11 protein-coding genes and 1 pseudogene are annotated in these 12,507 nt (G+C 69.9%); 3 read left to right on the top strand and 9 right to left on the bottom strand.

Translation table 11 applies throughout. The features are described from left to right. Positions 1–4: 4 nt before the first annotated feature. Both ACH4VX_RS03610 and ACH4VX_RS03605 read left to right on the top strand, forming a co-directional pair. A pseudogene (locus ACH4VX_RS03610) lies at positions 5–136 on the top strand (transcriptional regulator); the annotation flags it as partial. Next, on the top strand, positions 133–405 hold the full coding sequence (locus ACH4VX_RS03605; protein ID WP_398365680.1) for a DUF397 domain-containing protein: 273 nt from the start codon (positions 133–135) through the stop codon (positions 403–405). The pseudogene ACH4VX_RS03610 and the gene ACH4VX_RS03605, both read left to right, overlap by 4 nt. Positions 406–421: 16 nt before the next feature. Here the strand turns inward: ACH4VX_RS03605 and ACH4VX_RS03600 are convergent, their stop codons facing one another. Next, positions 422–1,837, bottom strand: coding sequence for an amidase (locus ACH4VX_RS03600; protein ID WP_398365679.1), 1,416 nt, complete (start codon positions 1,835–1,837; stop codon positions 422–424). 79 nt (positions 1,838–1,916) lie between these two features. Then, positions 1,917–2,111 (bottom strand): hypothetical protein, encoded by a 195-nt coding sequence (locus tag ACH4VX_RS03595; RefSeq protein ID WP_398365678.1) that lies wholly within the window; start codon positions 2,109–2,111, stop codon positions 1,917–1,919. A gap of 184 nt (positions 2,112–2,295) precedes the next feature. On the opposite strand from ACH4VX_RS03595, the gene ACH4VX_RS03590 reads away from it, so the two are divergent. Then, positions 2,296–4,434: a prolyl oligopeptidase family serine peptidase gene (locus tag ACH4VX_RS03590; RefSeq protein WP_398365677.1), complete on the top strand. Its 2,139-nt coding sequence runs from the start codon at positions 2,296–2,298 to the stop codon at positions 4,432–4,434. A 98-nt stretch (positions 4,435–4,532) separates the two neighbouring features. On the opposite strand, the gene ACH4VX_RS03585 is transcribed toward ACH4VX_RS03590, so the two are convergent. From ACH4VX_RS03585 to ACH4VX_RS03555, 7 genes are all read right to left on the bottom strand, one after another. Beyond that, positions 4,533–5,582 carry an ABC transporter ATP-binding protein gene (locus ACH4VX_RS03585; protein WP_398365676.1) on the bottom strand — a complete coding sequence of 350 codons (1,050 nt, stop codon included), beginning with the start codon at positions 5,580–5,582 and terminating at the stop codon, positions 4,533–4,535. Beyond that, entirely contained in the window at positions 5,575–6,549 is a 975-nt protein-coding gene (locus tag ACH4VX_RS03580; RefSeq protein ID WP_398365675.1) for an ABC transporter ATP-binding protein, read from the bottom strand. Before ACH4VX_RS03580 ends, ACH4VX_RS03585 begins: the two co-directional genes overlap by 8 nt. A gap of 6 nt (positions 6,550–6,555) precedes the next feature. Further along, complete coding sequence (locus ACH4VX_RS03575; RefSeq protein WP_398365674.1) at positions 6,556–7,536, bottom strand: ABC transporter permease; 981 nt, start codon at positions 7,534–7,536, stop codon at positions 6,556–6,558. Further along, positions 7,529–8,452, bottom strand: coding sequence for an ABC transporter permease (locus ACH4VX_RS03570; protein WP_398365673.1), 924 nt, complete (start codon positions 8,450–8,452; stop codon positions 7,529–7,531). The genes ACH4VX_RS03575 and ACH4VX_RS03570 overlap by 8 nt, the downstream gene beginning before the upstream one ends. Positions 8,453–8,458: 6 nt before the next feature. After that, positions 8,459–10,087 (bottom strand): ABC transporter substrate-binding protein, encoded by a 1,629-nt coding sequence (locus ACH4VX_RS03565; RefSeq protein ID WP_398365672.1) that lies wholly within the window; start codon positions 10,085–10,087, stop codon positions 8,459–8,461. Positions 10,088–10,287: 200 nt separating this feature from the next. Next, a complete protein-coding gene (locus tag ACH4VX_RS03560; protein ID WP_398365671.1) occupies positions 10,288–11,418 on the bottom strand; it encodes an ABC transporter ATP-binding protein in 1,131 nt (376 codons plus the stop codon). A gap of 27 nt (positions 11,419–11,445) precedes the next feature. Continuing rightward, positions 11,446–12,507 carry an ABC transporter ATP-binding protein gene (locus ACH4VX_RS03555; protein ID WP_398365670.1) on the bottom strand — a complete coding sequence of 354 codons (1,062 nt, stop codon included), beginning with the start codon at positions 12,505–12,507 and terminating at the stop codon, positions 11,446–11,448.

The following is a 12,507-nucleotide window of genomic DNA, read 5'->3' as shown; positions in this document are numbered from 1 at the left end:
AGGATTCAACGGCCGCCCGGTCTCGGACATCCGGCAGCTCCGCATCGCCGAACTACGATATGGCACCATCCGCGCACAGGCTCTCCCACCTCGGGAGTCGCTGGCATTCATCGAGGAACTGCTGGGGGAAACATGATCCGCAAGGTCTCCGACCACCACACCTCGGGCCTCGCGTGGTTCAAGAGCAGCTACAGCGACGGCAATGAAGGCGACTCGTGCGTCGAAGTGGCAGGAGCCTGGTTCAAGAGCAGCTACAGCAGCGGTAGCGAGGGCGACTCCTGCGTCGAGATCGCCACCACCCCCGCCACCGTGCACATCCGCGACTCGAAGAACCTCGACGGCCCCCGGCTCGCCTTCGCCCCCGCCGCGTGGGCAGGTTTCCTGCCGTACGCGGTCGAGGGCTGACCCGAACAGACCCCCGTCAGGCGTCCCAAAGCCGCCGGAACGGCCGGTCCGCCTCCAGCTCGAACGCCAGTTCCAGGAGCGTGCGTTCCGCGCCCGGGCGGCCGGAGAACATGACGCCGATCGGCAGCCCGTCCGCCGTCGCGCTCGCGGCCGGGACGGAGATCGACGGGGTGCCCACGACGTTGTTGACCGGGGTGAACGCCACGTAGGCGAGGAGCCGTTCGATCAGCGTGACGTACGGGACGGTCGGGCTGAGGTGGCCGAGCCTCGGCGTGGTGTGGGCCAGGACCGGGGAGAGGATCACGTCGAGGCCCCGGAAGCCCGCCGCGTACGCCTCTCGCGTGCGCTTCAGCCTGCGCAGCACGCCCGGCGTTTGCGTCCAGTTCCGCACGTACGTCTCGCGCAGGCCCCGGCTCAGCCCGTCCATGCGGCTCCGGTCGAAGTCCGTGCCCAGCGTCCTGCCGGTGACGCCGATCAGGAAGGACAGCAGGCCCCAGTAGGTGAGGAAGTCGTCCGTGAAGTGCGGGTCGATGGAGAGTTCCACCGGTTCCACGGTGTGGCCGAGCCGCTCCAGGCGCTGCGCCGTCTCCGTCACCGCCGCGCGGGTGTCGGCGTCGGAGGCGACGCCGTTCGGGGAGTCCACCAGGAGGCCGATGCGCAGCCGCCGCTCCGAGGGGCCCTCGACGAGGCCGACGGGCGGCAGCTTCGGGTTGCGCCAGTGCCGCTCCGCCGCCGCGAGGAACGCCGCGCTGTCGCGCACCGAGCGGCTCACGACGCCGTCGGTGACGAGGTCGATGGGGAGTTGGCGGCCCTGCGCGTTGGCCACCATCCGGCCGCGGGTCGGCTTGAGGCCGACGAGTCCGCAGCAGGCGGCGGGGATGCGGATCGAACCGCCGCCGTCGTTGGCGTGCGCGATCGGCACCGCGCCGGCGGCGACCAGGGCCGCGCTGCCGCCGGACGAGCCGCCCGCCGAGTGGTCCGTGTGCCACGGGTTGCGGACGGGCTCGGCCCCCTCGTACTCCGTGGTGGGGCTGAACCCGAACTCGGGCAGCCGGGTCTTGCCGAGGACCGTGACGCCGGTGCTCAGGAACTGGCGGGTGAACGGGGCGTGCCGCCGGGCCGCGCGGGGCGCGAAGGCGGCGCTGCCGTGGCCGGTGGGCAGGCCCTGGTAGTCGGTGTTGTCCTTGACGAAGGTCGGCACCCCGGCGAAGGCGCCGGCGGGCGCGGAGCCGTGGGCCGGAAGGTCGAGGTGCGCCTGGACCGCGTTGAGCCGTGACTCGACGGCCCTGACCCGGGCCGCCGCGTCGCGGGCGGCCTCGGCGGCGCCGACCTCGCCCCGGCGGATCGCCCGGGCGAGACCGACCGCGTCGTGGTCGCCGAGGGCGTCGTCCCGGAAGACGTGCACCCTGGTCTGTTCCTCGGAAGTCGTCACCGTCGGCTCCGCCCCTGAACGCGTGGATGATCGCCCGCCATCATTCCCTACCGGCGGGTAACACGCGAGGGGGCGGCGCTCAGAAGTTGATGCTGCCGATCATCCCCGCGATGTTGGTCGTCAGCTCGCTGATCGTGGGCGCCATCGTCGACGAGGCGAGGTAGAAGCCGAGCAGCATGCACACCACGGCGTGCCCTGCTTTCAGACCTGACTTCTTGACCAGCAGGAAGACGATGATCGCCAGCAGCACCACCGCCGAAATCGAGAGTGCCACGGCGGTTCACCTCCAAAGGTCCCAGGGCGCGGGGGTAGGGGACGTAGGAACATGGGGGCAGGTAAAGCGACACAGCAGCCAGCAGGTTCATACCCACTATGCGCTAACGATCATAACTATCCGTACGTGCGCATCGATCGGCGCACGGCCGCACAAGGGGGCGCATGGCCAATATGGTCAGGGCATGACGACCGAGACCGACTCATTCCCCCGACGGCACGCCCATACCCTGCGCTTCACGCTCGGCGCGCCGCGTTCGTTCAGCGTGGCTCCCGACGGCTCGCGTGTCGTGTTCCTGCGCTCCGGTTCCGGTACGGACCGGGCCAATTCGCTGTGGGTCCTCGATACGGAAGGGGGCGGGGAGCGCGTGGCGGCCGACCCGCGCGCCCTCCTGGGCGGGGCCTCGGAGAACCTCTCCGCCGAGGAGCGGGCGCGGCGCGAACGGAGCCGCGAGGGCGGCGCCGGCATCGTCGGCTATGCCACCGACGCGGCCGTGGAGCTGGCGTCTTTCGCCTTGTCAGGGCGGCTTTTCGCGGCCGAACTGCGGGCCGGGACGGCACGTGAACTGCCCGTGCGGGGGCCGGTGATCGACCCGCGCCCGTCGCCGGACGGGCGGTACGTCGCCTACGTCTCCCGGGGTGCGCTGCGCGTCGTGGGAGCCGAGGGAACGGACGAACGGGCACTGGCGACCCCGGAGTCGGAGGGCGTCACCTACGGTCTGGCCGAGTTCGTCGCGGCCGAGGAGATGGGCCGCTCGCGGGGCTTCTGGTGGGCTCCGGAGTCGGACCGGCTGCTGGTGGCGCGCGCGGACGACACGCCGGTACGGCGCTGGTGGATCTCCGATCCGGCGCATCCGGAGCGGGAGCCGCAGCGGGTGGCGTACCCGGCGGCGGGAACCCCGAACGCGGACGTCCGGCTGTTCGTGGTCGGCCTCGACGGAACGCGCACCGAGGTCTCCTGGGACCGTGCGCGCTACCCGTATCTGGCACGTGTGCACTGGTCAGCGGCGGGTGCCCCACTGCTGCTCGTACAGGCGCGCGACCAGCGCGGCCAGCTGATCCTGGCCGTGGACCCGGACTCCGGGGCGACCCGGATGGTGCACGCCGACGAAGATCCGATTTGGCTGGAACTTTTCCCCGGGGTGCCGTGCTGGAGCCCCTCCGGGCAGCTGGTGCGGATCGCGGACGAGGGGGGTGCGCGACGACTCGCCGTCGGTGAACGACCGCTCACCGGAGCGCAGTTGCACATCCGCGCCGTACTGGACGTCTCCGCCGACGACGTGCTGGTCTCGGCGTCGGCGGGCGCGGAGGCGGCCGGTCCGGAGATCGGCGAGGTGCACGTCTACCGGGTGAACGAACTCGGCGTGGAGCGCGTCTCGCAGGAGCCCGGTGTGCACTCGGCGGTACGCGCCGGGGGCGTGACCGTACTCGTCTCCGTGACCCCGGATCGGCCAGGTTCACGGGTCCAGGTCCTGCGTGACGGGAAACCGACGGCGACTGTCCCCTCGTACGCCGAAGACCCCGGTATGTCCCCCCGCGTGACCCTGACCCAGGGGGGCGCACGTCGAATTCCGTGCGCCGTGCTTATGCCCCGGGACTACGCCGGGGACACCCCGCTGCCGGTGCTCATGGACCCCTACGGCGGTCCGCACGGGCAGCGGGTGCTCGCCGCCCACAACCCGCATCTGACCTCGCAGTGGTTCGCCGACCAGGGGTTCGCGGTGATCGTCGCGGACGGGCGCGGCACGCCGGGCCGCTCGCCCGCCTGGGAGAAGTCCGTCCGGGACGACATCGCCGACATCGTCGTCCAGGACCAGGTGGACGCGCTCCAGGCGCTCGCCGCCGACTTCCCGCTCGACCTGGACCGGGTCGCCGTCCGGGGCTGGTCCTTCGGCGGTTACCTGGCGGCCCTCGCGGTGCTGCGCCGCCCCGACGTCTTCCACGCGGCCGTGGTGGGCGCCCCGGTCACCGACCTGCGCCTGTACGACACCCACTACCAGGAGCGCTACGTCGGCCACCCGGACGAGCAGCCGGAGGTCTACCGCCGCAACTCGGTGATCGACGACGCGGGCCTGGTCGACGCCGCCGAACCGCACCGCCCGATGATGATCATCCACGGCCTCGCGGACGACAACGTGGTGGTCGCCCACTCACTGCGGCTCTCCTCCGCGCTGCTGGCGGCCGGCCGGCCGCACGAGGTGCTGCCCCTGTCCGGCGTCACCCACATGACGCCGCAGGAGGAGGTCGCCGAGAACCTGCTCCGACTCCAGCTCGGCTTCCTCAAGCGGTCGCTGGGACTCACAAACGGGGACGAACCGCGTTAACACGCAGGCAACTTCACGGAAGCGGTACCGATATACGGACACGGCACGCTGATCGGCGTACGGCCGTGCGGGTGCCGTAAGCGGGCCGGGGTGCCATGTCATCCCGGCCCGTTGCCGTGCTTCTCCGGCGGCACCACCTGCTTCTCGGCCGCGAAGTGACAGGCCGAGTCGTGGGCCGCCGGGCCCCCTTCCGCTTCGAACCAGGCGGGCACCGCGAGCGCCGGAACCTCCAGCGCGCAGCGCTCCCGCGCCTTCCAGCAGCGGGTGCGGAAGCGGCAGCCGGACGGGATGTTCGTCGGCGACGGGACGTCACCGCTGAGGATGATCCGCTCGCGGCGCTCCCGGGCCTTTGGATCCGGTACGGGCACGGCGGAGAGCAGGGCCTGGGTGTACGGGTGCGTGGGGTGCTCGTAGATCTCGGTGTCCGTGCCGGTCTCCACGATCCGCCCCAGATACATCACCCCGACCCGGTCGGAGATGTGCCGGACGATCGACAGGTCGTGCGCGATGAAGATGTAGGCGAGGTCGAACTCGCTCTGCAGCCGGTCCATCAGGTTGATGACCTGGGCCTGCACCGACACGTCCAGCGCGGAGACCGGTTCGTCGGCGACGATCACCTCGGGGCGCAGCGCCAGGCCCCGTGCGATGCCGATGCGCTGGCGCTGGCCGCCGGAGAACTGGTGCGGATAGCGGTTGATGTACTCCGGGTTCAGGCCGACCACGTCCAGCAGGTCCCGCACCTTCCGGCGCCGGTCGCCCTTGGGCGCCACCTCGGGATGGATGTCGTACGGCTCCCCGATGATGTCGCCCACCGTCATGCGGGGGTTGAGGGAGGTGTACGGGTCCTGGAACACCATCTGGATGTTGCGGCGTACGGCCTTGAGCGCCCGGCCCGACAGCCCGGTGATGTCCTCGCCCTTGTAGCGGATCGAACCGGCCGTCGGACGTTCGAGGTTGACCAGCATCTTCGCGACCGTGGACTTGCCGCAGCCGGACTCGCCGACGATGCCCAGCGTCTCGCCCCGGCCGAGCGCGAAGTCCACGCCGTCGACGGCCCGTACGGCGCCGATCTGCTTGCGGAAGAGGATGCCCTGGGTCAGCGGGTAGTGCTTGACGAGGTCACGGACCTCCAGGATCGGCTCAGTCATCCAGGCACTCCCTCCAGAAGTGGCAGGCGCTCCCCCGCGTCGCCGAGACCTCGTACAGCGGCGGCTCGTCGGTGCGGCAGACGTCGCGGGCCAGCGGGCAGCGGGGGTGGAAGGCGCAGCCGGGCGGGATGTGCGTGAGGCTGGGCGGCAGGCCCCTGATGGCGTAGAGCTCCCGGCCCTTGAGGTCCAGGCGCGGGATCGACTCCAGCAGGCCGCGGGTGTACGGGTGAGCGGGGCTCTTGTAGATGTCGTGCACGGGGGCGGACTCGACGATCCGGCCCGCGTACATCACGGCGATGCGGTCGGCGACGTCGGCGACCACGCCCAGGTCGTGGGTGATGAGGATCAGGCCCATGTCCAGCTCGCGCCGGAGTTCCGCGAGCAGCTCCATGACCTGGGCCTGGACGGTGACGTCGAGGGCGGTGGTCGGTTCGTCGGCGATGATCAGGGCGGGCTCCAGGGCCAGCGCCATGGCGATCATGATGCGCTGGCGCATGCCGCCGGAGAACTGGTGCGGGTACTGTCCGACCCGCTCCCGGGCGGCGGGGATGCGCACCCGGTCCATCAGCTCGATCGCCTTGGCCCGGGCGTCCTTGCGGGACATGCCCCGGTGCACGGTGAACATCTCGGCGAGCTGGTCGCCGACGGAGAGCACGGGGTTCAGCGACGACAGCGCGTCCTGGAAGACCATCGCCATCTCGGCGCCCCGGACCTTGCGGCGTTCGTCCTCCCTGAGCTTCAGCAGGTCCCGCCCCTGGAAGACGACCTCACCGCCGGTGATCCGGCCGGGCGGCATGTCGAGGATGCCCATGACCGCCTGCGCGGTCACGGACTTGCCGGAGCCGGACTCGCCGAGCACGGCCAGGGTCTCGCCCGCGTCCACGCCGTAGCTGACCCCGTTGACGGCCTTCGCGACCCCGTCCCGGGTGTGGAACTCCACGTGCAGGTCCCGCACTTCGAGCAGCACGACGGCTCACCTCAGCTTCGGGTCGAGGGCGTCGCGCACCGCGTCGCCGAGCATGATGAACGCCAGGACGGTGATCGCGAGGGCCCCGGAGGGCCACAGCAGCGCGTGCGGGGCGTTGCGGATGTACGGGGAGGCGGCGGAGATGTCGATGCCCCAGGAGACGCTGGGCGGCTTCAGACCGACACCGAGGTAGGACAGGGTGGCCTCCAGCGCGATGTACGTGCCGAGCGCGATGGTCGCGACGACGATGACCGGGGCGACGGCGTTCGGCGCGATGTGCCTCAGCACCAGGCGGGAGTTGGACGCGCCGAGCGCCCGCGCGGCCTGGACGTAGTCGTTCTGCTTGGCGGTGATGACGGAGCCGCGGGCGATGCGGGAGATCTGCGGCCAGCCGAGCAGCACGATGAAGCCGATGACCGGCCAGACGGTGTTGCTGGTGATGACGGAGAGCAGCACCAGCCCGCCGAGGACGACCGGGATGGCGAAGAAGACGTCGGTGATCCGGGACAGGACCGAGTCCCAGACGCCCCCGAAGAAGCCTGCCAGGGCGCCCAGGACGCTGCCGAGGACCGCCACGCCGAGGGTGGCGAGGACGCCGACCGCCACGGACGTACGGGCGCCGTAGACGGTACGGGTGTAGACGTCGCAGCCCTGCCCGTCGAAGCCGAAGGGGTGGCCGGCCCGGGAGCCCTCCTGGGCCTTGGACAGGTCGCACTTGAGAGGGCTGCCGGAGGCGATCGCCGAGGGCCACAGGGAGATGAAGAGCAGGAAGAGGATGACCAGGGCGGAGACGATGAAGACGGGGTTGCGGCGCAGGTCGCGCCAGGCGTCGGACCACAGGGAGCGCGGCCTGCCCCCGGGTCCGGAGCCGTCCGGGCCCTCCGGGCGCTTCTCCAGGGTCTCGGCCTCGTCGACGCCCAGGTCCATGGTGCCGCCCATCCCGGTCCCCGCGATGGCCTGCTCGTGTTCGTGACGCCCGTCAGGCATAGCGGATCCTCGGGTCGAGTACGGCGTAGAGGAGGTCGACGACGAGGTTGGCGACCAGGAAGACCAGCACGAGCACGGTGACGAAGCCGACGACGGTCTGGGTGTTCTGCCGCAGGATGCCCTGGTAGAGCTGGTAGCCGACGCCGTGGATGTTGAAGATCCGCTCGGTGACGATCGCGCCGCCCATGAGGAAGCCGATGTCGGCGCCGATGAAGGTGACCACGGGGATGAGCGAGTTGCGCAGCAGGTGCCGGACGACCACCCGGCGGTGGGGCAGGCCCTTGGCGATGGCGGTGCGGACGTAGTCGGAGCGCCGGTTCTCGGCGATGGAGGTGCGGGTCAGCCGGGTGACGTAGGCGAGGGAGACGGAGGCCAGGACGAGTCCGGGCAGGATCAGTTCACCGAAGGGTGCCTCGGAGGAGACCGAGGGCCGGATCCACCCCCATTCCACGCCGAGCAGCAGCTGGAGCAGCAGGCCGGTGACGAAGGTGGGCACGGAGATGACGACGAGGGTGAGCAGCAGGACGCCGGTGTCGACGGGTCGGCCCCGGCGCAGTCCGGTGACCACGCCGAGGGTGATGCCGACGACGATCTCGAAGAGGATCGCGATCAGGGTGAGCCGGATGGTGACGGGGAACGCCGTCGCCATCAGCTCGGTGACCTCCTGGCCGTTGAAGGCCGTGCCGAAGTCGCCGGTGAAGACGTTCCCCATGTACGTCAGGTACTGCTGCCAGACGGGCTTGTCGAGGCCGAACTCCTTCTCCAGCTGGGCGGCGGTCGCCGGGTCGCACCGGCGCTCGCCGCACAGCCCCGCGATGGGGTCGCCCATCACGTTGACCATGAGGAAGATCAGCAGCGTGGCCCCGACGAACACCGGGATCATCTGGAGCAGCCGCCGGACGACATAGCGTCCCATGGCGGTTCAGCTCACCTTGATCTGGTCGTACACGGGGACGCTGAAGGGGTTGAGCTTGACGTCGGACAGCCGTTCGGACCAGCCGGCGCTGCCGTTCTGGTACCAGAGCGGGATGGCCGCCATGTTGTCCCGGACGACCTCCTCGGCCTGCTGGAAGAGGCCGATGGCCTTGGCGTTGTCGGTCTCCCGGTTGGCGCGGTCGACGAGGTCGTCGAACTGCTCGTCGGACCACTTGCCGTCGTTGGAGGAGGCGTCGGTGTAGTAGAGCGGCTGGAGGAAGTTCTGGATGAGCGGGTAGTCCATCTGCCAGCCTGCGCGGAACGGGCCGCTCATCTTGCGGTCGGTGATCTGGTTGCGGAAGTCGGCGAAGGTGCCGACGGGGTTGGCGGTGCAGGCGCGCTCGTCGTCCAGCGCGTTGTTGATGGAGTTGCAGACGGCGTCGACCCATTGGCGGTGGGAGCCGGTGTCCGCGTTGTAGGTGATGGTCACCTTGCCGCCGGGCAGTCCGCCGCCCTCCTCGATGAGCTTCTTGGCCTCGTCGGGCTTGTACTCGCAGGCCTCCCCGCACAGGCCGGCCCGGAAGCCGCCGTCCTCGCCGAGGACCGGGGAGGTCCAGTCGGTGGCGGGGGTGCGGGTCTTCTGGAAGATCGTGTCGGTGATCTGCCCCCGGTCGATCGCCATGGACAGGCCCTTGCGGACCTTCTCGGAGCCGGACTTGTTCCAGGCGTCGTCGTAGTAGGGGAAGGCGAGGGTCTGGATGATGCCGGCGGGGGTGTTGAGGTAGCGGTCGCCGAGGTCGTTCTTCACGTTCTTCAGCTGGGCTGCGGGGACGTCGTCGACCAGGTCGAGGTTGCCGGCCATCAGGTCGGTGTAGGCGGTGTTGTTGTCGGTGTAGACCTTGAGGTCGACGCCGCCGTTCCGTGCCTTGTCGGGGCCGGGGTAGTCGTCCCACGTGCGCAGGGCCATCTGCGAGCCCCGGGTGTACGAGTCGACCAGGTAGGGGCCGTTGCCGATCGGCTTCTTCACCCAGGCGTCGTGGTCGTCGAAGAAGGCGCGGGGCAGCGGGGCGAAGGCGTTGTAGCCGAGGGTGTCGGGGAAGGTGGAGAACTTCTGGGTGAGCTTGACGGTGAAGGTGCGGTCGCCGGTGACCTTCAGGCCGGAGAGGGTGTCGGCGGTCTGTTTGCCGCCGTCCTCGGGGTGGACCTCGTCGTAGCCCTCGATGTAGCCGAAGAAGTACGAGTTGCGCTGGTTGTTCTTCAGGTTCGCGCCGTAGTTCCAGGCGTCGACGAAGGACCGGGCGGTGACCTTCTCGCCGTTGCTGAAGGTCCAGCCGTCCTTGACCGTGACCGTGAAGTTCTGCGAGTCGGAGGTCTCGATCCTCTCGGCGAGCATGTTCTTGGCCTCGCCGGTGACCGGGTCGTACCGCTTCAGCCCCCGGAAGACCATGTCGAGGACCTTGCCGCCCTGGACCTCGTTGGTGTTGGCCGGCTCCAGCGGGTTCTGCGGGTCGCCCCAGGAGGCGCTCAGCACGGCACCGGCGTCACCGCTGCCGCTGTCCCCGCCTCCGCAGGCGGTCGCGGCGAGGGCGACCGCCACCGCACAGACGGCCCCTCGGGCGTGCGTGGCTCCGCGCATGGGTGCCTCCTCGTACGTGTGCCGATCCTTCACGCCAATATCGACGCAAAGGGTGCATCACGCACATGTACGGCGCCTGTACGAGGGTGACTCCAGCCGTATGTACGTATGGGACACCCGAACAGGGCAGCCAAAAGGGCACGGGTGCGGGAGTCCTGCGCTCCCGCACCCGTGCCCGGGTCCCTTCAGGGGCCCCGACGTCAGGCCTTGGCCACGTCGCCCTGCTCCAGAGCCCTCAGCCCCGGATCCATCACCACGTCCTCGGCGCGGGCCTCGGTCGTGGGCTCCTCCGGGAAGTGGCAGGCCGTCAGGTGTCCCGGCTTGCTGCCCTCGATCCGGACCAGCGGCGGCTCCTGCGTCGCGCACTTGTCCTGCGCCTTCCAGCAGCGGGTACGGAACCGGCAGCCGGACGGCGGGGAGATCGGCGAGGGCACGTCGCCCTCGAGACGGATGCGCTCCCGCTTCTCCGCGTCGATGTCGGCGTCCGGAACCGCCGACAGCAGCGCGTGCGTGTACGGGTGGCGGGGCCCGTTGTAGATCGAGTCGCGGTCCGCGATCTCCACGATCTTGCCGAGGTACATCACCGCGACGCGCTGCGAGAAGTGCCGCACGATCGCCAGGTCGTGGGCGATGAAGACGAAGGCGATCCCCATCTCCCGCTGCACCTCCTGCAGCAGGTTCACCACCTGGGCCTGGATCGACACGTCGAGGGCCGAGACCGGCTCGTCGGCGACGATCAGCTTCGGCTCCAGCGCGATGGCACGCGCGACACCGATGCGCTGGCGCTGGCCGCCGGAGAACTCGTGCGGGAAGCGGTTGTAGTGCTCCGGGTTGAGACCGACGATCTCCAGGAGCTCCCGGACGCGCTTCTCACGGCCGCCCGGCGGGTTGATCCCGTTGATCTCCATCGGGCCCGCGATGATCGTGCCCACGGTCTGCCGCGGGTTCAGCGAGGCGTACGGGTCCTGGAAGATCATCTGGATCTCGGACCTGATCGGCGCAAGCTCCCTGCGGCCGGCCCGGCTGATGTCCTTCCCCTTGTACTCGATGTTGCCCGTGGTCGGCTCGTACAGCCGGGTCAGCAGCCGGCCGGTCGTCGACTTGCCGCAGCCGGACTCGCCGACGAGGCCGAGGCTCTCCCCCGGGAAGACCTCGAAGTCGACGCCGTCGACGGCCTTGACCGCGCCGACGGTGCGCCGGATCGGGAAGCCGCCCTTGATCGGGAAGTGCTTCGTCAGACCACTGACCTTCAGCAGCGGTGCGCTGTCACCGTCCCGCTGCTGCGGGACGGTGTCGGCGACCGCCGTGGTCGTCTTGCTGTTGTCGCTCATGGTGATGCCCCAGTCGCTGGTTTCCGCTCAGCCCAGCCGGGGCTGAATCGTCTCGATGAACACCTGCTGCCGCTGTTCCGCCGTCAGGTGACAGGCGGCGGCGCGCCCTTCGGCGAGTTCCGGGCGCTCACCCGAACAACGGCTCCCGGAGACCTTGTCGGTGAAGCCGCACCGCGGGTGGAACGGGCAGCCCGAGGGCGGGTTGAGCAGGGAGGGCGGTGATCCCGGGATCGGCATCAGCGGCTCGTCCACGTCGGCGGAGAGCCTCGGCATCGATCCCAGCAGGCCCCACGTGTACGGGTGCTGAGGCGACTTGAGCACCTCACGCACCGAGCCGCGCTCCACGGCCCGGCCGGCGTACATCACCAGGATGTCGTCGGCCATGTTGGCGACCACACCGAGATCGTGGGTGATCATGATGATCGCGGAGCCGAACTCCTGCTGCAGGTCCTTGAGCAGGTCGAGGATCTGCGCCTGCACCGTCACGTCGAGTGCCGTGGTCGGCTCGTCGGCGATGAGCAGGTCCGGGTCGCAGGAGAGCGCCATGGCGATCATGGCCCGCTGACGCATGCCGCCGGAGAACTGGTGCGGGTAGTCGTCGACCCGCTGCTGCGGGTGCGGGATGCCGACCTTCTGGAGCAGGTCGATGGCGCGCACCCGGGCGTCCCTCTTGGAGGCGCCGGTGTGCTTCATGAACGGCTCACCGATCTGACGGCCGACCGTGTAGTACGGCGACAGCGCGGTCAGCGCGTCCTGGAAGATCATCGCCATCTTCTTGCCGCGCAGCGTCTCCAGCTGCTTCTCGGCGGCGGTGGTCAGCTCCTGGCCGTCCAGTGTGATCGACCCGTCGATGGCGGTCTTCTTGGGGTTGTGCAGGCCGAGAACGGCCAGGTTGGTCACCGACTTGCCGGAGCCGGACTCGCCCACGATGCCGAGGGTCTTGCCGCGCTCCAGGTCGAAGGAGAGCCCGTCCACCGCCTTGACGATGCCGTCGTCGGTGGAGAAGTGGACCTTGAGGTCGCGCACCGAGAGGAAGGCTTCCCCCGCGGCGGCGGCCGCGGCCTCTTCGGGCTTGGTCTGAGTGGTCAC

Origin of the sequence: Streptomyces sp. NPDC020731, assembly GCF_044334705.1 — a bacterium.
Lineage (GTDB): Bacteria > Actinomycetota > Actinomycetes > Streptomycetales > Streptomycetaceae > Streptomyces.
The sequence above is the reverse complement of the archived record's forward strand: the minus strand, read 5'-3'. Positions and strand labels throughout refer to the sequence as shown.